The following is a 25,468-nucleotide window of genomic DNA, read 5'->3' as shown; positions in this document are numbered from 1 at the left end:
CCGCCCGTCCGCCGGGGCGGCACAACAGGCGGCGCGACCGCGCACGGAGAACCAATGAGGGAGACCGATGATCTTCATCACCGCCAAATTCCGCATCCGCCCCGAGTACGCCGACCGGTGGCCGGAGATCGCCGCCGACTTCACCGCGGCCACGCGTCAGGAGCCGGGCTGCCTGTGGTTCGACTGGTCCCGCAGCGTCGAGGACCCCACGGAGTACGTGCTGGTCGAGGCCTTCCGTGACGACGAGGCCGGTGCGGCCCATGTGCAGTCCGAGCACTTCAAGGCGGCGCAGCGGACCCTGCCGCCGCACCTGGCGGAGACGCCCCGGATCGTGAACGCGACGGTTCCGCAGGACGACTGGTCGCTGCTGGGCGAGATGAGCGTCTCCGAGCAGCAGTGACGCATCGCCTCGCGGTGCACGCCCGTCCGGGTGTGCCGGGAGTGGAGGCGGGCGTCCGCCGCCGGGGTCGGTGTCCGCGCGGTGCCGACCCCGGTGGCGGGCGATTCAGTGGCCGCGTCCGTGGAGCTTCAGGTCCGCGACCACGGGACGGTGGTCCGACGCGTCCGTCGCCACCGTGCGTGCCCCGGCTACGGTGACGTCGGGCGAGACGGTCACGAAGTCGATGCGCTTGACCGGGTCGATCGCCGGGAACGTCCCACCACCGTCAGGGGCGGCGTCCCGCAGTCGCTGCCACAGCGGTGCCAGCTCCGGGGCCGTGACCTCGGCGTTGAAGTCGCCGACCAGGATCTTCGGTCCCCGGTCGGCGGCCAGTACATCGAGCATGTCCGCCACCTGCGCCTGACGGACCGAGGGGTCCACCCGGTAGTCGAGGTGGGTGGCGTAGACGTGGACGTGCGCGCCCTTCACGTTGACCACCACCTCGGCGAAGCCGGGTGCCGGCGCCGGTACCGGATCGGGCGTCTGGGTGGAGAGCCTGGTGATGTCGTGGTTCTCGGCATCCAGCACCGGGTAGCGGCTCAGCACCGCTACGCCGTACTGCCGGCGTTGGCCGCCCTCGGTGGCCGGGTCCATGTCGTAGATGGGTGCGAAGAACACCCGCATGCCCAACTCCTCGGCCAGCGCCCGGGCTTCGTCGACGAAGGCGCTGCGGGAGCCCCAATGGACGTCGACCTCCTGGAGGCCGATCACGTCGGCGTGCAGACCGCGTACGGCTTCGGCAGTGCGGTCGAGGTCGAAGACCCCGTCCTGGCCGGCCCCGGCGTGGATGTTGTAGGTCGCCACCCGCAGCGGCACCGGCGGTGCCTGCCACCCGGGGGCGCCGGCATGCGCGGCCGGGGCCGCCGTGGCGAGCAACGCGGCGGCGAGCACGGCGGCCGCACGGCCGCTGCTGAGGGAACGTCGGAAACCGGGCTTCATGCCTTCTCCAGAATGGGGTGGGAGCGAGACGTGCGCCGAACGGGACGGCGGCGTGGCCGGTTGGAGGGCATCGAGCAACTGTCACGGCCTACCGCGCGAGGAACGCGGCGCGGCCACCGCCTCTCTGACACCGACTCACGCACCCGTACATTCTGCTCCGGCGGCGGCCCACACACTCATGTTCGACATGGGAACTCCCGCCGCAGCGGCACACGGAAGGGGCCTGGCCCTTCCCCGCGCTCGGAGAACAGCCCGGGCCTACCAGATGAGTTCGAGGGTGCCGCCCACCGGCAGGGCGTGCCAGCGGTCCGCGTACTCGTCGAGGCGGGTCACGATGCGGTCGACGACCGGGGGAATCTCATCGGCCCGTACGTACGCCGGAAGGTCCTTCGCGAATCCGCGGCGCACCTCCCAGACCGGCACCGCGATGCCCGCCAGTTCCTCCGACCGCGCCATGTCCGCCTGCGCCTGCGGGGACGGCTTCACCGGCTTGGACTTGCGGCGGCGTGCCGCCTTGTTCCGCTCGGTGGGGTCCGCGGGCCAGAACATTCCGTTGTCACCGGCGGCCAGTCGCCCGTACACCCCGAGCTTGATTCCCGCCTCCGCCTCAGCAAGGAAGTGCACCAAGTCGTGCGGCAGGTACGGGTGTCCGCCGGGGCCGTTGCGTGGGGCCAGCGCGGCGCCGGTCTCGCGGTGCACCGCGATGTCGTAGCTCGTACCGGGGCCCTTGGTGAAGACGACTCGCATGACCGGCACGCTATGCGCCCATCCCGCACTCCCGCACTCCGTTTTCCACAGCTGGTCAGCGGCGACGCCGGCGGGTCGAGCAGCGCGGTGAGCCGAACGCGCGGTCGTGACCGGCCGAGCTCACCGCTGGCCGACCTCTCATAGGAACTCGCCCACGGAACCGGCACCCGCCAGATCAGCGCCCTATCAGCCGCCCCGCAAAGACAGGCTCCGAGTCGACGATGTCCGCCGCTTCGAGACAGACGCTCAGACCGCCCGCTGCCGACACGCCACGCACGTTGCAAGTGCCGGCCCAAGCCGGCCCAGATCCCCAGCGGTGATCCGGCCCCGGAGTCCCTGGCCGGGATGTCGCTCGGGCCAGGCTGCTCGGTGCGGGTCCGGTGCGCAAACTGGTCCTGTCCTGGGGCGGCAACCCGGGCCGGGGGCTCGCTGCACCGGTTCCGGGAGGCGGTCGAGAACGGCTGGCCGCGCCCGCTGGAGCTGGATGAGCACAGCCCTGCCGGTATGGCCAACCGTTATGTCGCCGGCGGTCCGGACGCAGGAGTCGGATTGCCGGGAGCACTGATCGCCGCATCACCGTGGTTCGCCATGGCGATGCGACGGGCGGCGGTGACGAAGGCGCGAACCAGACGCGTTTCATGCGTTGCGCGCCAAGCGACGGCGCCGATGGAGGGCCCGACATCGGCGACATCGATCAGCCGTACACCTTCGGATTCGTAGCGGGCGGCGATCGAGCGCCGGGTCAGCAGGATGCCGCGTCCGGCTGCGACGCTCAGGAAGCTGGCGTCCGGGGTTGCCGCTGTCGGGCCTGGTTCGGCGGGGCGGTCGCGGTATTCGGTGGCGAGCCAGAAGTCACGCCAGGCGGGGTCGTCCACCGGCATGGTGACCCAAGGTTCGTCGAATGCCTCGTTGATGGTGATGACGTCGCGGTCGGCGAAGCGGTCGTCGGCGGCGACGGCCAGGACCCTGGGCTCTGTGATGATGTCCATGAAGCGCAGGCCGGCACCCGTGATCGGTCGGCGCACGAACGCCACGTCGACGAGGCCCGAGCGCAGGCCGGCACTGGTGTCGGTGAAGTCGTGCGGCTTCAGCTCGACGGTCACACCGGGGAAGTCGGCGGCGAACGCCCGCAGGACCCGCTGCATGAGCGGACCGCCGGCGGCAGGAGTGAAGCCGATCGTCAGGTGACCGGCCGGACTACCGGCTTCGTGCACGGCGGCCAGGAGATCGTCCAGCTCGAGCAGGACCGGGCGCAGGCGGCTCAGCAGGAGCTGTCCGGCGCCGGTGACGTCGAGTCCCTTGCGGGTGCGTTTGAACAGCTCGACACCGAGTTCGCCCTCGAGGCGCTTGATCTGCTGGGAAAGGGAGGGCTGGGCGATGTACAGCCGCTTGGCCGCCCGGCTGAGATTGCGTTCCTCGGCGGCGACGACGAAGTACCGGAGACGTTCGAGCTGTGCCACCCCACCAAGCGTACGCGTGGGCGTGTGGGTATAGGTCTTCCCTATACCGATGAGGCACCAGGTCTTGGACGGGTGCCGGCCGCGCGTTGCAGACTCCAAGAGTCGTTTAGCGTTCAACTAATTCTGGAGAGAGCATGAGCGCCGCAGCCGAACTCGCCAAGCCTGCCAGTTCTCTGATCACGCCTGAGGACTCGGCGCTGATCCTGATCGATCACCAGTCCCAGATGGGGATCGGGGTCCGGAACTTCGACCTCGCCGAGGTCGTCGCGAACACCGCACAGCTGGCGGCCGCCGCCCGCCTGTTCGAGGTGCCGACTCTGCTGACCACCGTCGGTGAGCAGTTCAGCGGCCCGGTCTTCCAGCAGGTCCAGGACGAGCTGGACCCGAAGGTGGTCGCCGACCGGATCGAGCGCACCACGGTCAACTCCTGGGAGGACGAGAGGGTCGTCGAGTGGATCTTGCGCACCGGGCGGAAGAAGCTGGTGATCGCCGGCTTGTGGACCGAGGTCTGCGTTGCCTTCCCGGTTCTGTCCGGGATCGAGGCCGGGTTCCAGATGTACTTCGTCGAGGATGCCAGCGGTGGCGTCTCGGAGACCGCCCACCGCGCGGCCGTACAGCGGATGATCCAGGCCGGCGCTGCCCCCATGACCTCGGCGCAGTACCTGTACGAGCTGCACCGCGACTGGGCACGGGCGGAGAAGTACGACCAGGTCCTCACCATCGCGCACAGGTACCAGGGGGTCTTCGGCATCGGTATCGAGTACTACCAGCAGCGCGTGCTGCCGGGGGTGACGGGCGCGAACACCTCGCTCTGAACCCGGGACCGGAGATCATCCATGGCGCCGATGCCGGATCCCTGATCACCCAGCTCTTCGTCGCCGGCGGTGACTCCATCGCCGGCGACGCGCTCTTCGGCGTCAAGGACCCCGACGCGGCAGCAGCGGAAGGCCCGGCTTGCCGCACGCGAGTCGCCAACACTTCGACCCGACACCGGGAACGCGTATCAGCCTCAACTACTTGGGGGTGACCGAGGAGCCCCCCGCCCGTGCGCAGCCGTGCACCGGCGCCCGCAACGCCCCGGGGAGAAGCGCGAGGGCTCACCGGTCCGGTGCTGTCCGGGGTCCCGGACCGGTGAGCCGTCAGTGTGCGGCCGAGGCCGCGCCGCTGTGCACCGGGGCAGCGGTGCGGCTCGCCACGTCGTCCGCCGTGACACCGGGGGCGGTCTCGATCAGGACGAGCCCGCGGTCGGTCACGTCGAGAACGCCGAGGTCCGTGATGATCCGGTGGACGCACGCCCTGCCGGTCAGCGGCAGACTGCACTCGCGGACGATCTTCGGAGAACCGTCCTTGGCGGTGTGCTCCCTCAGAACGATGACCCGGCGTGCGCCATGGACCAGGTCCATCGCTCCGCCCATGCCCTTGACCATCTTGCCGGGGATCATCCAGTTGGCCAGATCACCGCCCGCGGAGACCTGCATGGCACCCAGGACGGCCGCGTCGATGTGGCCGCCACGGATCATGCCGAAGGACAGCGCGGAGTCGAAGAAGGAGGCGCCGGGCTGAACAGTCACGGTCTCCTTGCCCGCGTTGATCAGGTCCGGGTCCACCTGGTCCTCACTCGGGTGTGGGCCGACACCGAGGATGCCGTTCTCGGACTGGAGCACCACGTCGACCCCGGCCGGCAGGAAGTTCGGCACGAGCGTGGGCAGCCCGATGCCGAGGTTGACGTACGATCCACTGGTCAGCTCGGCCGCCGCGCGGGCGGCCATCCCGTCCCTGTTCCAGGCCATCAGCGCCGCACCGTCCTCTTCTCGATCTGCTTGTCCGCAGCCTGCTCCGGTGTCAGCGCCACGACCCGCTGGACGAAGACTCCGGGCAGGTGCACCTCGTCGGGGTCCAGCACCCCGGGTTTCCACCAGTTCCTCGACCTCGGCGATCGCGACACGGCCGGCCATCGCGGCCAGCGGATTGGAGTTCCGGGCGGACCGGTGGAAGACGAGGTTGCCGTGCCGGTCCCCCTTCGCGGCCCGGACGAGCGCGAAGTCGGTGCTGATCCCCCGCTCCATGACGTACGGACGGCCGTCGAACTCCCGGACCTCCTTCGGCGGGGAGGCGACGGCGACGGTCCCGTCGGCGGCATAACGTCAGGGCAGCCCGCCGTCGGAGACCTGGGTGCCCACACCCGGCCGTCCACGACCAGGGCGCCACCGCTTTAAGCGTCGTGTCCAACAACTGCGGAGTGGACGGCAGGGGCCTGGGCATCCTGCTCGCGGCCGGACGGGTCGCACGTGTCACCGGTTCGTACGTGGGGGAGAACAAGGAGTTCACCCGTCAGTACTATCAGCGCATCCGGTACGCCGCTCAGCCCGAATCCGCCGACGGCGAGCGATGCTCCGTCACTGATCTCACGGACCGCGTCGGCTGCGGTCTCCCGGACTTTGTCCACGGGGCTTTCCCATCATGACATGACGGTCGGGACGGTCGGCCCTGGGACGGCGCGTCCGAAGCACAGGCACAGTCTCAGGGCCTTCATTCGACAGGTCAAGAGACTTTCGAAAGTATGAGGAAAGTTCGAAAGATCGAGGGAAGTGCATCAGGCAGAGGAGACCCCGCCTGGCGCATGGTTTACGCTTCAACTAGATTTGCGGTCGCCGCCGCTCCGAGCACGACCGGAGTGTCGGCCGGTCACGTCTGCCACAGGCCGCGATCGCCCATGTACTCAGCAGTGAACGGAGATCAACTGTGTCTTCCCCCGTCAAGCTGGCCATCGTCTACTACTCCTCGACCGGCTTCAGCGCCGAGATCGCCAAGGAGATCGCCCAGGCCGCGGAGAAGGCCGGCGCCGAGGTCCGCCTGCTCAAGGCCGCCGAACTCGCCCCCGAGGCCGCCATCGCCTCCAACGAAGCCTGGGCCGCCCACGCCGCGGCCAGCGCCGGCATCCCCGTCGCCACCCCGGCCGATGTCGAATGGGCCGACGCGGTCATCTTCGGCACCCCCACCCGCTTCGGCAACATCTCCTCCCAGCTCAAGCAGTTCATCGACACCCTCGGCGGCCTGTGGGCCCAGGGCAAGCTGGCCAACAAGGTCTACAGCGGCTTCGTCACCACCGCCACCACCCACGGCGGCCAGGAATCCACCCTCCTCGCCCTCTACAACTCCATCCACCACTTCGGCGGCCTCATCGTCAGCCCCGGCTACACCGACCCCGTCAAGTTCGTCGACGGCAACCCCTACGGCACCTCCCACGTCGACGCCCAGGGCAACAACCCCATCGGCGACCAGACCCGCGACGCCGCCCGCCACCAGGCCGAACGCGTCGTCCAGATCGCCGAAGCCCTCAAGAACGGCCTCGCCGCCTGAGTTCCGACGGCAAGCCGACAGGGCGGCACGTTCACGGCCCCCTCCTGCCCTGCCACTGTGGACGTGCCTTCCAGCGCCGCTCCTCCCCCACGGGAGGGGCGGCGCGCCCTTGTCCGGGTCCGTGTCGCCGCGGCGCAGCAGTGCTTGACGTGTGTCAACCGACGGCGGCCGAACGGGCGTCAGGGCCTCAGCCAAGGAAAGCGCTGGGTGTCGGCGTCGCCGTAGTCGGGGTCGAGGTAGATGAACAGTCGGTGGATCTTACGGTCACGGATCTGGAAGACGTTGCAGAAGCGTCCGCCGAGGCTCTGCCCCGCGTGCCAGGCCGTGCCGTCGGCGAGCACGCCATGGGGAACCCTTCGACCACCAGGAATTCGCCCTCGGCGATGTAGTTGAAGTAGGGAATCTCGTGGACGATCGAGGTGAACAGCGCGCCGATGTCGGTGAACAGCCGGCGCACCTCCTCAATGCCGCGCGCGGGGACGTGCTTGGGAAAGCAGACGTAGGCGTCGTCGTCGAACAGATCCAGCAGGTCCCGGCCGGTGTCCAGGCGTTTGAAGTAGTCGACGGTGACGGCCTTGTGGTCCTCGGCCGAAGGCGTGACAGACGACACGGGGGTCATGTTCCTCCTTGTGGTGGGATCGCGTGCGCCGTCCCCTGCCGCGAGGCCATGCACACGGTCGGGGACGGCGGTCCGGAGCGGGGACGAAGCGGGCCGGCGGGCGGAGCCGTCAGCCGCGCGCGAGGATCACCTCCAGGGCCCGGCGCAGCTCATGCTCCGGGTCTGCCGGCAGGTCGTGACTGCGCCATGCGATGTGCCGGTCCGGCCGGACCAGGAGGCATCCCCGGTCCGCGATCTCCCGCACCCGGGCCCAGTCCCCGAGCGCGTCCTCGTAGGTGCACCGCTGGCCGATGCCGTGGGCTTCCAGGTCGATGCCGAGGTCCTCGGCGACCTTCTGCGCCGCCTCCAGCCATGGCTCGCCACCGATGCCCGTGAGCAGGGAGAACTTCCCGCCGCCGGCGAGGTCGAGCGTGGAGACGCGCTCCGTGCCGTGCTGCAGCCAGGCGTGCGGCAGACTGGCACCTGGGTGGGTGGTGGGGTGGTAGTACAGCTCGGGATCGCGCTCGAACGGCGGGTACGGGGTACCGTCGTCGATCACGGCGCCGGACGTGTAGCGCTGGCCCAGTTCCACACCGTGGCAATTGAATTGGTAGTTCTGGAGCTCGACCGCTTCCCGCAGCTCACGGCGGCGCTTCTGTCCGGCATCGCTGTCACTGAGGAGCTCCTCCAGGCCGGCCCATCCCTCCTCGGCGCTCTGGCCGGGGCGGAAACCGAGGGCCTGCGAGATCGGCAGCATGTCCTGCACGCTCTTCAGTGCGCGGTCGACGACCTGACGCCCCACCGGCTGGCGCTCCTGGTGGTAGCTGTCGAGGAGCTCCGGCCCGGCCAGACCGCGGACGACCGCGGAGAGCTTCCAGGCCAGGTTGTAGGAGTCCTGGACGGAGGTGTTGGAGCCCAGGCCGTTGGCGGGCGGGTGACGATGGGCGGCGTCGCCGACGAGGAAGGCCCGGCCCTTGCGGTACTCCTCGGCGACTATGTGGTTGATCTCCCAGCGGCTGACCGCCTTGATCTTCACGTCCACGTCGGGGTCGCCGATGGTGGTGTGAGCACGCGCCAGCAGCGCCTCCTCGCTGAGGTCCGGATCACCGTCGGCGGGGTCGTACATGAACAGCATGACCCACTCGGTCCACGGCTTGACACAGATGAACGTGCCGCTGCCGACCCAGTAGTCGTTGCCGGGCCGGCACATCCAGTACAGCGCGCCCGGCCGGTGGGCGGTGTACTTCGTGAGGTCCGCCTCCAGCCAGACGTTCACGGCGGCGCCGAGCCCCGCCTCGCCGTCGAAGGTGAACCCGAGCTGCCAGGCGACGGTGGAACGTCCGCCGTCGGCGCCGATCACGTACTGGGCGCGGATGGCGTACTCGGCTCCGGTGGTGCGCTCCCGCACCGTGGCGAGGACCCCCTCCTCGTCCTGGCTGATCTCCACCAGTTCGGTCGAGAAGCGGATGTCGGCACCCGCCTCCTGCGCCGCCTCGAGAATGACCGGCTCCAGGATGTGCTGGGGGGCGTTGCACATCTCGCATGGGCTGGCCGCCTCGTAGTCGGCCTTGCGGCTGATGCCGGTCCCCCACGTCATCAGCCGCGCGAACTCCTGGCCGGCGAAGCTGGTGGCCCAGACGTTGTTGCCCATCAGGTGATGGGGGGTGGCCAGCTCCCGGACGCGGTCCTCGATGCCCAGGTCCCTGAAGACCTCCACGGAGCGCTGGTTGGTGATGTGGGCCCGGGGGGAGTTGGCGGTGCCCTGATACTTCGTCACCGTGATCGTGTCGATGCCGTCACGGGCCAGGAGAGCGGACGCGGTGAGACCGGCGGGCCCGGCCCCGACGACGAGGACAGACGTTTTGATGGTGCGCATGGAATGCGGCTCTTCCTTCTCCAGGTGATCAGGGGTTGGTCACCGGGGCGCGTGCGCACCGGTCATGAGGGACGCCAGGTCCTCCGGCTCCAGGAATGAGGGCGGCGGAGGCGGTCCCCAGTTGAACAGGCCCTTGGCACCTTCGAAGACCTCCGGCTTCCACAGCACGTCGTCGACGATGCAGTCCAGGTCCGAGTAGTACTCGGTGAAGTTGCCGGCCGGATCTTTCAAGTACCAGAAGAAGTTGGAGCCGATGTGGTGGCGGCCCAGTCCCCAGACGTGCCGCTCGGGGTGCTCGTCGAGCATCGCGGTCGCCCCGCGTCCGATCTCGTCGATGTCCTCGACCTGCCAGGACGTGTGGTGCAGGAAGTTCACCGGCGCGGACGTCACGAGCACGTTGTGGTGGTCCGTGGAACAGCGCATGAAGGCGGCCATGCCGGGGACGGAGTCGCTGACCTTGAAGCCGAGTCCGTCGGTGAAGAACCGCTGCGTGGCTTCCTGATCAGTGGAACCGATGACCACGTGCCCCAGCTTGCGGGGCCGCACGGGCCCCTCGCGCAGCACCCCGGGAGCCCTCGCCCCCGGCCGGTCGATCCGTCCGGGCCCGTTGTACGGGGTGGCCTCGATCGCCGGCTGCTTCAGCCGCTCGGAGACGTCGAGCACCGCTCGTACGCCACCGATGGGCTCCTCGGTCACCAGCCTGTTCGCGGTCCGTTCGCCGGCCAGTTCCAGGCGCGCGAGCGAGGCGGCCACGCGGTCCAGGTCGTCGGGGTCGTCCACCCCTATGCCGATCTCGACCAGCCGCCTCGTCGGCGTCCGGACGAGTTTCAGCTGCTGTCCGCCGTCGACGGTGGCGAAGGAGTGCTCACCGGTCGGCTGGAGGCCGAAATCCGCGTAGTACCGGGAGGTCTCTTCCACGTTGGGCACCCCGATGGTGATCGAGGTGAGGCGGTGCAGTCCCATGGTGTGTCTGCCCCCCTGTCAGGCCCGGACCAGGCGGTGGCGCAGCTCGCCGATGCCCTTGACGTAGGAGACGAGTTCGTCTCCGTCGGCGAGGTACCGCTTCGGGTTGCGGCCCAGGCCGACACCGGCCGGCGTACCCGTGAAGATCACGTCTCCGGGCAGCAGCGGCAGCACCGCGGACAGCCGGGCGATCAGCTGCGAAACGGAGAAGATCAGGTCAGAGGTACGGCCCTTCTGCACGCTCTCGCCGTTGATCGAACAGCCCAGCTCGAGGTCGTCCGGGTCATCGAACTCATCGGGGGTGACCAGGAAGGGGCCCATCGGGCCGAAGCCCGGATGCGACTTGCCGAGGCTGAACTGCGGTACCGGTCCGGAGAGTTGCTTGTCACGCTCGGAGATGTCCTGCCCCACGGTCAGGCCCGCCACGTGTGCCCAGGCCCGCTCCTCACTCACCTGCCAGGCACGGCGTCCGACGACCGCGACCAGCTCCACCTCCCAGTCCACGCTGCCCTCGGGCAGGGAGATGTCCCCGCACGGGCCGGTGATCGAAGAGACGAACTTGGTGAAGACCGGAGGGTGCTCCGGGACGGTGAACCCGGACTCGTCCGCGTGATCACGGTAGTTGAGGCCGATCGCCAGGAGCTGGCGCGGTCGCGGGGCAGGCGAGCCCAGCTCGGACTCGTCGAGGGTCTCGTCACCGGTCGGCTGGGCCTGGGCCACCCAGTGGCGGAACTCTTCCCAGCGTTCGTAGATCTGCTGGGGATCGGCCGAGAACAGTCCACGGCTGGCCCGCTCCACATCCGTCCAGCCGTCGTCGGTCAGCAGCATCAGCCGACCGGCCGCATTCGCAATACGCATCTCGCACGCTCCAGGCGGTGTCGTCTTCGGCGTCGTCGCCGAAGAGCTAGGACTGTTTTAGGCGTCGACATTCGAGGAGTCAATGAACTTTCGAAAGTTTGAGGTGCATTCGATCTTCCCTTAGGGTGAAGCCCATGGTGGCCAAGGGTGGGAAGCAGACACTGAGTGACGACGTACGGGCGCGGCTGCGCGCCGACATCCTCAGCGGTCGGTTGCTGCCCGGCTACAGACTGAAGTTCCCGGAACTCGGTACGCGCTACGACGCGAGCGTGAGCGTGCTGCGGGAGGCTCTGGTACGTCTGGCCGAACAGGGGCTCGTGCGGTCGGAGCCGCACCAGGGATTCGTGGTGACGCCCCTGTCCCGGGAGCAGCTCTGGGAGCTGACCGAGGCCCGGGTCGAGCTGGAGACCCTCGTCCTGCGCCGCTCGGTGGTCGAGGGCGACCTCGCCTGGGAGTCCCGCCTCGTCGCGGCGCACCACACCCTGGAGCGCACACCGTACACCGCCGAAGGCGACGACCAGCGCGTCGACGACGACTGGGCCACCGCCCACGCCGCCTTCCACGAGGCACTGCTGGCCGGCTGCACCAACCAGCGACTGCTGCGCATGGCTCTCGGCCTGCGGGACGAGGCGGAGCTCTACCGCCGGTGGTCCCAGCCGCTCGGCGACGAGCCGGGCCGGGACCTGACCGGGGAACATCGAGCCCTGCTCGAAGCCGCACTGACCCGGGACCCGGACGCCGCGGCGGCCGCCCTGTGCGCGCATGTACGGCACACCACCGAGCTCCTGCTGGCGGCCGCCGACCGCCTGGACCACGACCACTCCGAAGCTCAGGAGTGATCGGGGACCGACCCTGGACAGCGTCGGTCGATTACTTCCTGGTTCACACATGGGGGCCGCGGGGGCAGCGCTCGGCATCCCTCGGTCGCCACCGTCCCCTTGGGCGACCGCGAACGCAGCCCCCGCGGCTGGGCACGATCCCCCTTCATGCCCGGTTGTCATCAGCCCATCCCCAGGCCGATGACCCCTGCACCGGCTCCTCGATCGACCCGGTGCAGGAGAAATTGCAGCGCCTCAGCGCCTTCTCCGGCGGAATCTCCCGTGACGGCCGATCACGACATCGGAACGTGAGGGCAACCCGCCAGCCGCACGGGAAACCTCCGCGCGGGTCAGTCGCGCACCCGGCGACCGCCCTCCGGGCCATGGAGGCGGTCGTCGTCATCGCGGCAGGTCAGGTGGGAGTCCAGGCCGGCACCCACCGAGTCCAACAGCAGCCAACGACGGCCACCGCGGCGGTACCCACGTCCCTCACGAGGCCCGTCATCGTCGCGCCCTCCATCGGACTGCGGGACGACGGCTTCCCGGTCACCGGCCGGGAGAGCGGCCGCCGAGTCGACCCGACACGCACTGCCAAACCCCATGATCTTTCCTCCTTGCTCACCTCGTGACCTGCGGAAACAGATCGCGATGGCGCGCCTTGGATCAGGCGATGACGACACTACGCCCTTTTAGTTGAACGATAAACCACCCTCGGGGTGAGGTGCGCCACGCCATTGGGAATCTGCTGACCGTACAGCCGGGGCGTGTGCACCTTCGACGGGTACCGCCCGGCCGATGCGGTGGGTCGGACGGGGGTCGCCATGTATTTCATACGGACAGGAGAGGCGACTGGGGAGTGCACCTCGTTCCGCGCCGCCGAATCGACAGGCTCCGGACCCGACCCATGAGGCGACGCCCCCAGCAGGCGGATGGCGCCGCATCCATACATCTTCACCGGACCCCGGGCCGGTGACACGGACAGGTTGCCCCCACCTCGACCGTCCCACCTTGGCCTCATCGCACTCACTGCACTCCGCACTCCGCACTCCGCACTCGAGCCGGTGCCGAAATTGCGAAGGCAGCGTGGAGACTCGGCGGTTTCACCAGTGAGACAACCTCAACAGGGTAGTTGAAAGTGAAACAATGCCCCGGTCGACGTCATCTCGAAGGGCACCATCATGACCTTTCTGCTCCGCCGCAAGGACAGGGCTGCCAGTCCGGCGGATCTGTTCCCAACTCCGCCGCGTGATGCGGGAGTTGTCAGTTGCGAGGTCATGGACCCGAGGGACATGCCGTTGCATGGCGCATCCATCACAGTGACCGAAAACGCCACCCGCTACACGACGGTCACTGCCACGACCGATCCCTTCGGGCGGTTCGTGGCCATGCTGCGCCCGGGCCAGTACACCATCCTGGTGACGGCCGACAGCCTGGAGCCGGCGCACAACACCTTCACAGTGGCGGCCGGATCACGCTGCGACCTGGGGCAGGTTCGCATGAGTTCCTCACCGATCAAGGAGCTGCCGCTTCCCGGCAGTTGGATCTTCGATCCGCCGCACACCGCCATCCGATTCGTCGCGCAGCATGTAGGCATGGCGCATGTGCACGGTCGCTTCACCCAGTTCGACGGCAGCATTCAGATCGCGGAGCGCATGGAGAACTCGTCCGTCGAGGTATCCATCGAGGCGGCCAGCATCACCACCGGCAACAGAACCAGGGACAACCATCTACGCTCGCCTGACTTCCTCGACGTGGCCAAATACCCCCATATTCACTTCGCGAGCGACAGCTTCGTGCACCGGCACGGCGCCAAGTGGACGGTGCAGGGCGTGCTGACCATGCATGGCACGAGCCGGTCCGTGCAACTGGACACCACCTATCTGGGCATGGTCAACGGGGGCTACGGGCAAGAGCTGAGATGCGCCGCACTGGCTACGGCCGAGCTGCATCGGGAAGACTTCACCCTCAACTGGCGCTCCATGCTCGCTCGTGGCATCGCCGTCGTCGGTCCGCGGATCAAGCTCGAGCTGGATCTCCAGGCGATGTTCCAGGGCCCGGACACCCCGACGCCGCCGCAGTAGAGCGCTCCACCCAAGCCGGGCGGATCAGGTGCGTGCTGGAGTCGGGCCGCTGAGCGGAAACGCAACCTCGAAGGACGCGCCCACGCTGGCCTCCCTCCGCGATCTTTCCGCAGTATCGGAGTCCGATGAGCCGGGGCTCCACGTCTTCCGTCCCAGCGGGCTGACGATCAGCATTCACTGCGCGTGACACGCTCTAGGCCATCGAGCTGGCATGGCCTTCGGCCCAGAGGGTGTGCCGAGGCCAGCAACGATGATCGTGGAGGCCGACCGTACGACCGGAGCGGTGACCTGTCAGTTACCTGCACCCGCTTCCCCGGTCAGGCGGCGGGTGTGGGCGGGGCTGAGAACACTAGCCCGCAGGGGCCGGCGTGGTCACCGTGAGACCGGCCACCCGGGCCGGCGATGCGGGTAGTCCGGCCCGGTGCCGCGCCGGGCGAGGGGGAGTCGCTTCTGGGCGGGTTCCGTCAACCTCATGGCCGGGCGGCGGACATCGTGGCAGTGAACGAGGGCGGGTGACGGCCGCGACTCGGCGAGCGTGCCTGGTGGAATGGCGCCCGTCGGCCGTCGGAACGGGCGGCCCGCCACCACCGATCTCAGGGCGTCCGACTTGACGCACAAGACGACCGTTCATATTCTTCTGCGTGAGAGAAGGGGAGCGCATGCCCAGGCCCAGCGTTCGGGAGCAGTTGGTCGAGGCCGCCATGGAGTGTTTCCACGAGCGCGGCTTCAACGGCACAGGGATCCAGGACATCGCCCGCACGGCCGGTGTTCCCAAGGGGTCGGTGTACAACCACTTCGAGAACAAGGAAGCCCTTGCCGGCGAGGTCATGGACCGCTACGCCGCCTCCCGCAGGCTGGAGATGCTGGGGGACGAGAGCCTGCCGCCCGTGTCACGGCTGCGCGCCCATTTTGAGTACCTCGCCGCAGATCTGGAGCGCTTCTCCTACGGGCGTGGGTGCATGTTCGGGAACTTCGGGGCGGAGCTGGCGAACCAGACGGACACCATGCGCGGCAAGGTCGATGCCCGGCTGAGCGCTTGGACCGACGCTGTCACACAGGTCCTGGAAGAAGCTCGTGCGGCCGGCGCCCTCACGAGCGCCCTCCCCCCCGGCCAACTTGGACAGTTTCTCGTAGACGGGTGGGAAGGTGCGGTGTTGCGGGCGAAGGTGACCCGGAGCCGTGCTCCCCTGGACGGCTTCTTCGACGTTTTCGACTCGCTCGTCGTCTAGCCTGCCGCGCCCTCGCGGTGAGCGGCGGGCACCGGCGTCGACTGCCACTTGCAGGCGAAGTCGTCGGTGGCGCGGAATTTCGACGACGACTGCGTCCGTCGGCCGAGTGCCGACGCATGGGCCGGCTCACCGCAGGGCCCGCGTCGCCGTCAGTCGTCCCCTCGAACGTCGCTTGCGGCACCCGGGCGTCGAGTCCGCCGGGTCGGCGAGGCCAGCGATCGGTGATCGAGAGACCCCGCAACGCACCGAGCTGTGCCAGGAGGCGTACGGCGGAGGTCCATTCCGGTCGAGCCCGGTGAGCGCGCCGACACTCAGGGAGCCGGCAGAGACGGCTCCCCGTCGGCACCCGGACACTTCCCGTTCGCGGCACTACCCCCGCTTGCGTCTGAGCCGTTTCGCTCTTAGGTTTTAAGACGACCGGTCATATTGGATGGCTGGAGCTAGGAGGAACCCCTCATGTCTGACCTTCTCGAGACCGTCATCGCCGCCCACGGCGGCCTCGACCGCTGGCGGTCCGCCAGTCGCATCACGGCCGAGGTGCAGGCCGGCGGCGCACTGTGGGGCCTCAAGGGCCAGCCCGGGGTGCTCGACCGGTACAGCATCTCCCTCGACCCGCACCGGCAGTCGGCCACCCTCGCGCCCTTCGCGGGGCCCGGGCTGCGCGCGGCGTACACCCCCGACCGGGTCGTGATCGAGTCCCTCGACGGCCAGGTGACGGAGGAGCGTGTCAAGCCACGGGAGTCCTTCGCCGGGCACACGCTCGAGACGCCGTGGGATCGTCTGCACGCGGCGTATTTCGCCGGGTATGCCATGTGGACCTATCTGACGGAGCCCTTCGTCTTCGCCGAGCCGGGCTTCACCGCCACGGAGATCGAGCCCTGGGAGGAGAACGGCGAGACCTGGCGGCGCCTGCAGGTGACCTTCCCCGACCGCATCGCCACCCACAGCCGGGTGCAGACCTATTACGTCGACGCCAAGGGCCTCATCCGGCGCCATGACTACCGGCCCGACGTGTTCGGTGCCGCCGACCGCGACTCGGCGCACTACACGTGGGAGCACCGGACGTTCGGCGGGCTCGTCTTCCCGACCAGGCGCTCGGTGCACCTCACCGACGAGCACAACCAGAAGGTCGCCGAACCGGTGATCATCTCCATCGATCTCACCGACATCACGGTCTCGTGAAGCGATGGACGTCTACCCGGCAAGGCCCGGACGAGGACAGGAGGAGTCATGAGCGGCTATCGCGCCGTCGAGGCGACCGCCGGCGGTGATTTCACCCTTGTCGAGCGCAGGTTCGAGCCGCCGGGGGCAGGACAGGTCCGGATCGCGGTCGAGGCGTGCGGCGTCTGCCACAGCGATGTGGCCGGGATCATGAACATGACCGGCAGTCGGCCGTCCGGTGTACCCGTGGTGCCCGGGCACGAGGTCATCGGCCGGATCGACGCCGTCGGCGACGGCGTCACCGGCTGGCGGGCAGGGCAGCGGGTCGGCCTGGGCTACCTGGGCGGGCACTGCGGTGAGTGCGCGATGTGCCGTCGCGGGGACTTCGTGTACTGCACCGACCAACCGGTGCTGGGAGACAGTCAGCAGGGTGGGTACGCCGAGTACCTCACGGCCCGGGCGTCAGGTCTCGTCGCGGTGCCGGACGGCATACCGGCGGCCGAGCTGGCCCCGCTGATGTGTGCGGGCCTGACGGTGCATCACGCGCTGATGACCTCGGCCGCGCGCACGGGCGACCTCGTCGCCGTCCAGGGCATCGGCGGCCTGGGACACCTCGGCATCCAGTACGCGCGCGCCTTGGGGTTCCAGGTGGCGGCGATCGCGCGTGGCCGGGGCAAGAAGGAGCTCGCGCTTCGGCTCGGGGCGCATCACTACATCGACTCCGCCGAGGGCGACCCGGGCCAGGCACTGCAGGGACTGGGCGGTGCCAGGGTCGTTCTCGCCACCGCCAGCAGTGGCGCCTCGATGTCGCCGCTGGTCGGGGGGCTTGCCGTCCGCGGGCAGCTGGTCGTCGTGGGCGTGGCGCAGGACCCGATCGAGGTGGGCACCCTGCCGCTCATCTTCGGTGCCCGCTCGATCGTCGGCTCGTTGACCGGCACGCCTGGCGACAACGAGGACAACGTCGGCTTCGCCCACGCCCACGGCATCCGCCCGATGGTCGAGACCGTTCCCTTGGAGCAGGCCGGAGAGGCGTACGCACGGATGATGTCCGGCGACGCGCGCTTCCGGATGGTGCTCGAGGTCGGTCGCTGACGCGGCCGAGTGCGGCGGTCCGGGCGGAAGATGACGGTGCGCGGGTCGTGCCCGCGGTCGGCTCCGCCGGTGCGGGCGGAGCGGACCGCGGTGGGTTCGGCGGTCATGCGGAGTTCCCGTCGCGCTGCTCGGGCACAGTGGTCCGCGCCCCGGCCCGGAGCTTGTTCTCCTCCGAGTGACGGACGCCGAACACGAAGTAGACGACCAGCCCGACGGCCATCCAGCCCGCGAACCGCAGCCAGGTGACCGGGTCCAGGTTGGCGATCAGCCAGACGGAGAACACCACCCCGATGGCGGGGACCAGCGGCACCAGCGGGGTGCGGAAGGAACGCGGCAGATCGGGCCGCGTCCGGCGCAGCACCACGACGGCGATCGCGACGACGGAGAAGGCCGCCAGGATGCCGATGTTGGTGAGGTCGGCGGCCTCCCTGATGGGCAGGAACCCGGCGATGAACGCGGAGCCGATGCCCACCGGCCAGATCACCCGGGTCGGCACGTGGCGCTTGGGGTGGTTCTTCGCGAAGTAGCGCGGCAGCAGACCGTCACGGCTCATGGAGAACCAGACTCGGGAGACCGCCAGCATGTTGGCGAACGCGGACGTGGTGATGCCGATGATGGCACCGACCGCGACGACGATGCCGAGTCCGCCGAGACCCACTGCCGCGAGCGCGCTGGAGAACGGGCTCTTCATGTCGATGTCGCGGTAGTCCTGCATGCCCAGCAGCACGACGCACACCAGCAGGTAGACGACGGCGGCGATGGCCAGCGAGATCACGATCGCCTTCGGCAGCACCTTCTTCGCCTCGGCGCTCTCCTCCGCGGCGGCGCTCATCGCGTCGTACCCGTAGACCGCGAAGAACGCGGTCGCGGCGCCGGTGAACGCGCCGCCGATGCCGAACGGCAGGAAGGGCGTGTAGTTGCCCGCGGAGATGTGGAACGCGCCGGCGACGACGACCAGGGCGACGATGCCGAGCTTGACGACCACCAGCACGGTCTCGAAACGGGCCGATTCCTTGGTGCCCCGGGAGAGGACGAAGGCCAGCAGCAGGCACAGTGCGGCGGCGAACAGGTCGACCTTGTGGCCGGGGCCGGTGCCGGGTGCGCCGAGCATCCAGGACGGCAGATCGACGCCGATCCGTTCCAGGATGTACGAAAAGTAGCCGGACACGGCGATGGCCACTACCGCGACGATGGCGGTGTACTCCAGGAGCAGGTCCCAGCCGATCATCCAGCCGACCACCTCACCGAGCGCGGCGTAGGAGTACGTGTAGGCGGAGCCGGCCTTGGGGATGGTGCCGGCGAACTCGGCGTAGCACAGGGCGGCGGCGGTGCTGGCGATGATCGCGACGAGGAAAGAGATCATCACGCCGGGCCCGGCGTCCTCGTGAGCCACGACGCCGGCGAGCGAGAACACGCCCGCGCCGACCAGACCGCCGAGGCTGAGGGCGACCAGTTGCCACAGGCCCATGGTCCGGCGCAGACCGCCCGTGACCTCCTCCTCGGAGGAGTCGACGGGCTTGAGACGGAAGATTCCCTGCCGGGAGAACAGGCCCCCGCCGGGGGCCTCTCCTTCCCGGGGTATTACTGGAGCTGAACGGGACATGAGGGTCCCTCCGGTGAATACGTGGGAGAAGGGGACGGCGGTCGCGTGGCCCTCGGGGAGGGCCACGCGACCGTGCCGCTGTGCCCGGAGAAGGGCATGCGACCGTGCGGGGTGCCCCGGTGAGAAGGGGCACCCGACCGTGCGGGGCGCACCCGGGGAAAAGGGGCACCCGTCCGTGCGAGCGGTGTCAGGGGTGCCCGGCCGAGATCAGCCGGAGGCCCTTCAGAGCACGAATCCGTGCGGGAACGGGTCGCTCGGGTCGAGCAGGTAGTTCGCCGTGACGGTGATCCAGGCACGCCCGGAGAACTCGGGGACGACGGCGGGGAATCCGCCGACCTCGGTGGTCTCCAGGAGCCGGCCGGTGAACCGGGTGCCGATGAACGACTCGTTGACGAACGGGGTGTTCAGCGGCAACGCACCGCGTGCGTGCAGCTGGGCCATGCGGGCCGAGGTGCCGGTGCCGCAGGGAGAGCGGTCGAACCAGCCGGGGCTGATGGCCATGGCGTTGCGCGAGTGCCGGGCGGTGGAGTCGGGTGCCAGGAACTGCACGTGCTTGCAGCCGCCGATGAGCGGGTCGACCGGGTGCACCGGACGGTTCTGCTCGTTCACGGCCCGCATGATCGACAGACCGGCGGCGAGGATCTCGTCCTTGCGCGCCCGGTCGAACGGCAGCCCGATCCGGTCGAGTTCGACGACGGCGTAGAAATTGCCGCCGTACGCCATGTCGTAGCGGACCTCGCCGAGGCCCGGCACCTTGACCGACGCATCGAGTTCGAGTGCGAAGGCGTCCACATTGCGCAGGGTGACCTTCTCGGCGCGGCCGTCGGTGACCGTCACACGCGCCTCGACCAGCCCGGCGGGCGTGTCCAGGCGGACCCTGGTCTCCGGCTCGGTGACCTCGACCATGCCGGTCTCGACGAGGACGGTGGCCACACCGATGGTGCCGTGGCCGCACATCGGCAGGAAGCCGCTGACCTCGATGTAGAGCACGCCCCAGTCGGCGTCCGGGCGGGTGGGCGGCTGCAGGATCGCCCCGCTCATCGCCGAGTGCCCGCGCGGCTCGTCTACCAGGAAGCGGCGCAGCCCGTCCAGGTTCTCCATCGCGTAGCGACGGCGCTCGGCCATGGTGTCCCCGGGGATCGGGCCCACCCCGCCGGTGACGACGCGGGTGGGCATGCCCTCGGTGTGCGAGTCGACCGCGCTGATCGTACGGACGGACCGCATCAGGCGGACCGCTTCTCGAGGGAGGCGATGGCGCGGGCCATGTCGGCCTGGACCTGCTCGCGCATCTGTGGGGAGAGCGGACCGCGCGGCGGGCGGCAGGGGCCGCCGAACCGGCCGACCTGCTCCATGCCGAGCTTGATGGCCTGGACGAACTCGGTGCGCGAGTCCCAGCGGAAGGCGGCGACCAGCGGTTCGTACAGCGCCCGCGCCTCCTCCAGCTTGCCGGCGACGGCCAGGTCGTACAGGCGGGCCGACTCCGCGGGGAAGACGTTCGGGAAGCCGGCGAACCAGCCGGTGGCGCCCATCAGCAGGCTCTCCAGGACGACGTCGTCCGCGCCGCTGATGACCTCCAGACCGGGCGCCTGCTCCCTGATCTCCAGGACGCGCCGCACGTCGCCGGAGAACTCCTTGATCGCGACGATGTTGTCGATCTGCGCGATCTCCGCGACCAGGTCCGGCGTCAGATCGACCTTGGTGTCGATCGGGTTGTTGTAGACCATGACCGGCAGGCCGACGGAGGCCACGGCCTCGAAGTGGGCCAGGACCTCACCGCGGTTGGCGCGGTACATCGTGGGCGGCAGGCACAGCAGCCCGTCGGCGCCGTCCTCGGCCGCGACCTCGGCCCAGTGCTTCGCCTGGTGCGAGCCGACACCGTGCACACCGACGACCACGATGCCCGAGTCGCCCACGGCCTCGATCGCCGTCCGCGCGACCTTGCGGCGCTCGTCGTCGGTCAGGGAGGAGTACTCGCCCAGCGAGCCGTTCGGGCCGACGCCGCGACAGCCGTTCTCCACCAGCCAGCGGCAGTGGTCGGCGTACTTGTCGTAGTCCACTGCGAGACCGGCCGGGGCGGACGCGTCCTCCTGGTAAGGGAGGGCCGTGGCCACGACCACGCCGCCGAGGGACAGGGACTGATTCCGGGTGTCGCTCATGAACTCTGCTCCTTGGAAAGGGAGTCGACGGGGGGAGGGAGTCGAGCTGTCAGGGGGCGTGAGGGTGTGGGGCGGGGTCCGCGAGGGGCGGTTCGGGGGCGGCGGCCAGTTCGCCGAGCCGGATGGGCTGGGCGATGGGGCGCCGGTGGGGCGCAGGTGCCGGGAGGCCCTCGACCGGCCGGCCGGCGGGCTCATCCGACAGGCGCGCGTTCAGTTCGGCGACCGTGGGACCGCAGACACGGGCCTGGCAGGGGCCGAGACCGGCCCGGGTCTCCAGCTTGGCGACCCGTGTCGCGGTGCTCGCCCGGTCGGCGGCCGCCCGGCAGATCGAGGCGTAGTCGGCCTCCTCGCAGCGGCAGACGACGGTCTCGGGGCGCAGCCACTCGGGCCAGGCCGCACCGATCGGGTGCGCTCGGGCCAGCCGTTCGGCGAACGCGCGGCCCTGGTCGCGGCCGCGGCGCAGCGCGCGCAGAGTGGCGGTGCCGGGGTGACCGCCCGCGGCGATCCATCCGGCGAGCGCGCCCTCCGCCCGTGCGGCCGGGGCGCCCGCGATGCCGGTGATCTCGCCGGCCGCGTACACGCCGGGGCTACTGGTGGCCTGGTCGTCGTCGACGGCCACGAACTCGCCGCCCGGCGTGGTACGCAGGGCGCATCCGGCAGCCACCGGCAGCTCCAGCTGCGGGCTGAAGCCGTGCGTGACGCACACCGCGTCGACCGCGACCGTGCGCTCGCTGCCCGGCAGCACCGACCAGTCCGCGCGCAGCCGTGCGGTGACGACCTCCTCGACCCGCCCGTCGCCGCGCGCCTCGATCACGGTGCTGCCCAGGCGGTAGGGCACCCGGTGACGGAGCAACAAGGCGGTGTACTCGGCGAGTTCACTGCCTTTTCCTGCCTGCGCCGCGAGCTCCCACGGTCGCCGCGACCAGCCGCGGGCCACCGTGCGCGGCGTGTTGGCCTCCAGCACCTCCAGAACCTGGGAGCCGGCCTCCAGCAGCGAGGCGGCCACCGGGAGCAGGAACGGTCCGGTACCCGCGACCACCACGCGGTCGCCGACCACGACCCGCTCCCCCTTGGCGAGCGCCTGGGCCGCACCGGCGGTGAACACACCGGGCAGCTCCCAGCCGGGGAAGGGCAGTACGCGGTCGTGCGCGCCAACGGCGAGCACCAGCGCGTCGGGGTCCAGCGTCGTACGGTGCCGGTCGCCGCCGTCGGCCGGCCCGCGCAGCACATGGACGCGCGGCGGGCCGGGGTGCCCGGGGTCCGGGCGCTCCAGGGCCCACACCGATGTCTCGGGCCACCAGGCGCAGCGCGGGTGGGCGAGCACCCGGCGGCGGCGCCGGTCGAAGGCCGGCCAGCCGTGCTGGAGCACCTCCGGGCGGGCGGCGTCGTACGCCTCGGGCAGCATCCGGTGGTACTGGCCGCCGGGCCGGTCCGCCGAGTCGATCAGCGTCACCCGGGCACCGGCGCCCAGCGCGGCCTCCGCGGCGGCGAGACCCGCGGGTCCCGCGCCGACGACCACGACGTGACGGCGTGTCATCGCTCCTCCGTTCCGGACGGTTCGGACGTCACCCGGTCGACGGGTGCCGGGCTGCGGCCGGTCTCCCGGTCCGGCTCCGGCACGGCTTCCGGCTCGGGCGAAGCTTCCGGTGACGGCACGGCCTCCGGCTCCCGCTCCGGCAAGACCTCCGACTCCGGCAAGACCTTCGGCTCCGCTTCCCGCGGCAGGTCCGGTGCCGGCTCACGGGTCTGGGTGGTCACCACGTCGCCGTCACGCGCCCGTCTGCGGCAGGCCCGTACGTCCCGCTCGTCGCCCACGGTCGCCAGGCAGTCGAAGCAGACGCCGATCCCGCAGAACACCCCGCGCGGAGCGCCGGAGCGTCCCCGGCGCCAGGCCAGGCGGTCGGCGGCGAGCAGGACGCCCGCAATGGTCTGGCCCGCGATGCCGTCGACGGGTTCGCCGTCGACGGTGATCCGCAGCGGCCGGTCCTGCCGCCCGACGGCGTCGGACTCGGCGCGGACACGCCTGGGGCTCATGCCGTCTCCTCACTCACAGGGTGTGCGCCCTCGCCGAGCACGGCCGGACGGTCCACCCGGAACGGGGTGGCGTCCATGACCGGCGGCTCGCCGAGCATCAGATTCCGCAGCAGTCGCCCGGTACCCACCGACAGACCGATCCCGGCGCCCTCGTGACCGCCCGCGTGCCAGAGGCCGTCCAGCCGTGGGTCGGCGCCGATGACCGGCAGATGGTCGGGGACGTACGGCCGGAACCCGCCGTAGGCACGCATCACCGGCACGCCGGCCAGCGTCGGGAACAGCCGCAGGGCCTTCGCGGCGACGGCCGACAGCACCTCGGGGCGCAGCCGGTCGTCGAACCCGACCCGGCGACGAGAGGAGCCGATCAGCACGCTGCCGCCGCGGGTGGACTCCACGACCGCGGACGTCTGCAGATCCTCGGCGCTACTGCCGACCGCGCCCACGTAGTCCGCGTCGTACACCTTGTGGAAGACCGTCGGCGGCAGCGGTGTCGTCACCAGGACGTCGCCGCGCCGGGGCCGTACGTCGACCGGAGCGCCGAGGCGGGCGGACAGTTCGCCGGCCCAGGGACCCGCGGCGTCGACGAACCAGTCGGCCTCCACCGGGCCGGCCGAGGTGCGGACCGCGGTGATCCGGCCCCCGCGGGCGACCGCGCCGAGCACCTCGCAGCCCGTCCGCAGCCTCGCGCCCGCCGCGAGCGCGGCGCCGAGCAGCGCGGCGGCCGCTCCGGCGGGCTGCACCTGGGCGTCCTCCGGGTAGAGCAGGGCCGCGGTGTGCTCCCGGGTGACGTACGGCTCGGCCTTCGCGAGCTCGCCGGCGTCCATCACCTCGGCGCGCACCCCCGCCGCGCGCTGGTCGGCGGCGAAGCGGGTCAGCTCCCGGGCGCCGGCGTCGGTCGTCGCGACGACGATGCCGCCCTTGGCCTCCCATTCCACGGCCTGCGCCGCGTGCGCGGACCGTTCGGCGACCCCGGCGAGCACCTCGGGCCACAACGCCCGGGAGATCCGGGCGAGTTCCAGCTCCGGGCCCGGTCCCTTGTCGGAGACGAGCACGTTGCCCTCGCCGTGCGCCGTGGTCGCCGATGCGGCCGCGCCGCGCTCGACGACCGTCACCTCGAGTCCGGCCAGGGCCAGCTCGCGAGCGCAGGCGGCGCCGACGATCCCGGCGCCCAGCACCGCGACTCGCGTTCCGTACATCGAACCCTCCTCGTTCGTTAAACCGAACGCCAGGAAACGTACGACGGTGTTCAGGACGTGTCAACGGTCACGTCAGATCGATTCCCCTCGGCCGCCGTGGGGCTCTTCCGGTCGCGGCGCCGCGGCGTCAGCCCTCCGTCGGGGACGGGGTGGCGGGGGCGGTCTCCGACAGGTGCAGGCGCTGGTCCGCCCGGTACTGAAGCAGCAGCACCGAGCGGACGGCCTCGTCGGGCGCCGTGTAGCTGTGCGGAAGGGAGGCGTCGAAGCCGACGTAGTCGCCCGGCCCCAGTTCGACCTCACGCCCGTCCACCTGCACGTGCAGCCGGCCGGCCTGCACGATGGTGTGCTCGGTCCCCACATGTCCGAGGGACTCCTGCCGGCAGCCGGCCCGTACTTCCTGGTCGAAGAGCTCGAAGACGGCGTCGCCGGACTCGATCCGCTGGAGGGGGCGCAGGTCCACGCCCTCGCCGCTGAGCACCTCGGCCTCTTTGGCGCGCACCACTGTGAGCCCGCTGGTGGGCCGGGCGTCCAGGAGGTCGGAGATCGGCACCTCCAGTACGCGGGAGAGGCTGAACACCGTCTCGATCGTGGGATTGCCGGCCCCCGACTCCAGCTGCGACAGCGTCGCCTTGCCGATCTTCGAGCGCCGGGACAGTTCGGAGATCGACAGCCCCCGCTCGGTCCGGACGCGCCGGAGATTGGTGGCCAGCATGTCTCTGACCGAGCCCTCGGAGACGCTCACGTCCTCCCCCTTCACTTCCGCTTCCGTTCGGTATACCGTACGGCCATTCGTCATGTCCGTTCGCTATACCGATCAGGATCGGGCCTCGTCCTGCGCTATTGCAAGAAGACGCGGAA

General features: G+C 70.2%; 23 protein-coding genes and 4 pseudogenes. 10 read left to right on the top strand and 17 right to left on the bottom strand.

The genetic code is table 11. From position 1 onward, the window contains the following. Positions 1-67 precede the first annotated feature (67 nt). A complete protein-coding gene (locus tag H0H10_RS36685; RefSeq protein WP_188185521.1) occupies positions 68-400 on the top strand; it encodes a putative quinol monooxygenase in 333 nt (110 codons plus the stop codon). A 105-nt stretch (positions 401-505) separates the two neighbouring features. On the opposite strand, the gene H0H10_RS36680 is transcribed toward H0H10_RS36685, so the two are convergent. After that, complete coding sequence (locus H0H10_RS36680; protein ID WP_188185520.1) at positions 506-1,378, bottom strand: endonuclease/exonuclease/phosphatase family protein; 873 nt, start codon at positions 1,376-1,378, stop codon at positions 506-508. 258 nt (positions 1,379-1,636) lie between these two features. Next, positions 1,637-2,125, bottom strand: coding sequence for a PIN domain-containing protein (locus H0H10_RS36675; RefSeq protein WP_188185519.1), 489 nt, complete (start codon positions 2,123-2,125; stop codon positions 1,637-1,639). 362 nt (positions 2,126-2,487) lie between these two features. On the opposite strand from H0H10_RS36675, the pseudogene H0H10_RS40395 reads away from it, so the two are divergent. Next, positions 2,488-2,653 (top strand): annotated as a pseudogene (locus tag H0H10_RS40395) (CoA transferase subunit A); the annotation flags it as partial. Here H0H10_RS40395 and H0H10_RS36670 read toward each other — a convergent pair. Continuing rightward, positions 2,641-3,585 (bottom strand): LysR family transcriptional regulator, encoded by a 945-nt coding sequence (locus H0H10_RS36670; protein WP_188185518.1) that lies wholly within the window; start codon positions 3,583-3,585, stop codon positions 2,641-2,643. The pseudogene H0H10_RS40395 and the gene H0H10_RS36670 overlap by 13 nt on opposite strands. A 134-nt stretch (positions 3,586-3,719) precedes the next feature. On the opposite strand from H0H10_RS36670, the gene H0H10_RS36665 reads away from it, so the two are divergent. Then, positions 3,720-4,400 carry an isochorismatase family protein gene (locus tag H0H10_RS36665; protein WP_188185517.1) on the top strand — a complete coding sequence of 227 codons (681 nt, stop codon included), beginning with the start codon at positions 3,720-3,722 and terminating at the stop codon, positions 4,398-4,400. 324 nt (positions 4,401-4,724) lie between these two features. Here the strand turns inward: H0H10_RS36665 and H0H10_RS36660 are convergent, their stop codons facing one another. Both H0H10_RS36660 and H0H10_RS36655 read right to left on the bottom strand, forming a co-directional pair. Further along, positions 4,725-5,375, bottom strand: coding sequence for a CoA transferase subunit B (locus H0H10_RS36660; protein ID WP_188185516.1), 651 nt, complete (start codon positions 5,373-5,375; stop codon positions 4,725-4,727). Continuing rightward, a pseudogene (locus tag H0H10_RS36655) lies at positions 5,375-5,789 on the bottom strand (CoA transferase subunit A); the annotation flags it as partial. The gene H0H10_RS36660 and the pseudogene H0H10_RS36655, both read right to left, overlap by 1 nt. 17 nt (positions 5,790-5,806) lie before the next feature. On the opposite strand from H0H10_RS36655, the pseudogene H0H10_RS41365 reads away from it, so the two are divergent. After that, positions 5,807-5,866: pseudogene (locus H0H10_RS41365) on the top strand (hypothetical protein); the annotation flags it as partial. 56 nt (positions 5,867-5,922) lie between these two features. On the opposite strand, the pseudogene H0H10_RS40385 reads toward H0H10_RS41365, so the two are convergent. Beyond that, positions 5,923-6,031: pseudogene (locus H0H10_RS40385) on the bottom strand (CoA-transferase); the annotation flags it as partial. Between the two features lie 296 nt (positions 6,032-6,327). Between H0H10_RS40385 and wrbA the strand changes: the two are divergent. Further along, positions 6,328-6,945 carry an NAD(P)H:quinone oxidoreductase gene (gene wrbA / locus H0H10_RS36645; protein WP_188185514.1) on the top strand — a complete coding sequence of 206 codons (618 nt, stop codon included), beginning with the start codon at positions 6,328-6,330 and terminating at the stop codon, positions 6,943-6,945. A 187-nt stretch (positions 6,946-7,132) separates the two neighbouring features. Here wrbA and H0H10_RS36640 read toward each other — a convergent pair whose 3' ends face one another. The 4 genes from H0H10_RS36640 to H0H10_RS36625 form a co-directional block, all read right to left on the bottom strand. Further along, a complete protein-coding gene (locus H0H10_RS36640; protein ID WP_223180963.1) occupies positions 7,133-7,564 on the bottom strand; it encodes a hypothetical protein in 432 nt (143 codons plus the stop codon). 109 nt (positions 7,565-7,673) lie between these two features. Then, on the bottom strand, positions 7,674-9,419 hold the full coding sequence (locus tag H0H10_RS36635; protein WP_188185513.1) for an FAD-dependent monooxygenase: 1,746 nt from the start codon (positions 9,417-9,419) through the stop codon (positions 7,674-7,676). 39 nt (positions 9,420-9,458) lie between these two features. Next, positions 9,459-10,382, bottom strand: a complete 924-nt coding sequence (locus H0H10_RS36630) for a VOC family protein (protein ID WP_188185512.1) — start codon at positions 10,380-10,382, stop codon at positions 9,459-9,461. 18 nt (positions 10,383-10,400) lie between these two features. Then, positions 10,401-11,240, bottom strand: coding sequence for a fumarylacetoacetate hydrolase family protein (locus tag H0H10_RS36625; protein WP_188185511.1), 840 nt, complete (start codon positions 11,238-11,240; stop codon positions 10,401-10,403). Between the two features lie 134 nt (positions 11,241-11,374). Here H0H10_RS36625 and H0H10_RS36620 point away from each other — a divergent pair, with 134 nt between their 5' ends. The 5 genes from H0H10_RS36620 to H0H10_RS36600 all read left to right on the top strand — a co-directional run bounded on the left by H0H10_RS36620 (position 11,375) and on the right by H0H10_RS36600 (position 17,621). Continuing rightward, the gene (locus tag H0H10_RS36620) at positions 11,375-12,079 is read left to right on the top strand and encodes a GntR family transcriptional regulator (RefSeq protein WP_188185510.1); all 705 of its coding nucleotides are present in this window, start codon (positions 11,375-11,377) and stop codon (positions 12,077-12,079) included. A gap of 1,157 nt (positions 12,080-13,236) precedes the next feature. Beyond that, a complete protein-coding gene (locus H0H10_RS36615; RefSeq protein WP_188185509.1) occupies positions 13,237-14,139 on the top strand; it encodes a YceI family protein in 903 nt (300 codons plus the stop codon). A 659-nt stretch (positions 14,140-14,798) separates the two neighbouring features. Then, positions 14,799-15,368, top strand: coding sequence for a TetR/AcrR family transcriptional regulator (locus H0H10_RS36610; RefSeq protein ID WP_188185508.1), 570 nt, complete (start codon positions 14,799-14,801; stop codon positions 15,366-15,368). 456 nt (positions 15,369-15,824) lie between these two features. Further along, positions 15,825-16,550, top strand: coding sequence for a hypothetical protein (locus H0H10_RS36605; protein ID WP_188185507.1), 726 nt, complete (start codon positions 15,825-15,827; stop codon positions 16,548-16,550). Positions 16,551-16,598: 48 nt separating this feature from the next. Continuing rightward, a complete protein-coding gene (locus H0H10_RS36600) occupies positions 16,599-17,621 on the top strand; it encodes an alcohol dehydrogenase catalytic domain-containing protein (protein WP_188185506.1) in 1,023 nt (340 codons plus the stop codon). Positions 17,622-17,724: 103 nt separating this feature from the next. Here the strand turns inward: H0H10_RS36600 and H0H10_RS36595 are convergent, their stop codons facing one another. The 7 genes from H0H10_RS36595 to H0H10_RS36565 all read right to left on the bottom strand — a co-directional run bounded on the left by H0H10_RS36595 (position 17,725) and on the right by H0H10_RS36565 (position 25,352). After that, entirely contained in the window at positions 17,725-19,089 is a 1,365-nt protein-coding gene (locus H0H10_RS36595) for an amino acid permease (protein ID WP_373566962.1), read from the bottom strand. Positions 19,090-19,446: 357 nt separating this feature from the next. After that, complete coding sequence (locus H0H10_RS36590; protein WP_188185504.1) at positions 19,447-20,448, bottom strand: proline racemase family protein; 1,002 nt, start codon at positions 20,446-20,448, stop codon at positions 19,447-19,449. Continuing rightward, on the bottom strand, positions 20,448-21,380 hold the full coding sequence (locus H0H10_RS36585; RefSeq protein ID WP_188185503.1) for a dihydrodipicolinate synthase family protein: 933 nt from the start codon (positions 21,378-21,380) through the stop codon (positions 20,448-20,450). Before H0H10_RS36585 ends, H0H10_RS36590 begins: the two co-directional genes overlap by 1 nt. A 49-nt stretch (positions 21,381-21,429) precedes the next feature. Then, a complete protein-coding gene (locus H0H10_RS36580; RefSeq protein WP_188185502.1) occupies positions 21,430-22,917 on the bottom strand; it encodes an NAD(P)/FAD-dependent oxidoreductase in 1,488 nt (495 codons plus the stop codon). After that, a complete protein-coding gene (locus tag H0H10_RS40845) occupies positions 22,914-23,414 on the bottom strand; it encodes a 2Fe-2S iron-sulfur cluster-binding protein (RefSeq protein ID WP_306420997.1) in 501 nt (166 codons plus the stop codon). The genes H0H10_RS36580 and H0H10_RS40845 overlap by 4 nt, the downstream gene beginning before the upstream one ends. Next, complete coding sequence (locus tag H0H10_RS36570) at positions 23,411-24,610, bottom strand: NAD(P)/FAD-dependent oxidoreductase (RefSeq protein ID WP_188185501.1); 1,200 nt, start codon at positions 24,608-24,610, stop codon at positions 23,411-23,413. The genes H0H10_RS40845 and H0H10_RS36570 overlap by 4 nt, the downstream gene beginning before the upstream one ends. A gap of 127 nt (positions 24,611-24,737) precedes the next feature. Next, positions 24,738-25,352, bottom strand: coding sequence for a helix-turn-helix domain-containing protein (locus H0H10_RS36565; RefSeq protein WP_309141981.1), 615 nt, complete (start codon positions 25,350-25,352; stop codon positions 24,738-24,740). Between the last annotated feature and the right edge of the window lie 116 nt (positions 25,353-25,468).

The organism is Streptomyces griseicoloratus (assembly GCF_014534645.1).
In the GTDB taxonomy this organism is placed as follows: Bacteria; Actinomycetota; Actinomycetes; order Streptomycetales; family Streptomycetaceae; genus Streptomyces; species Streptomyces griseicoloratus.
The sequence above is the reverse complement of the archived record's forward strand: the minus strand, read 5'-3'. Positions and strand labels throughout refer to the sequence as shown.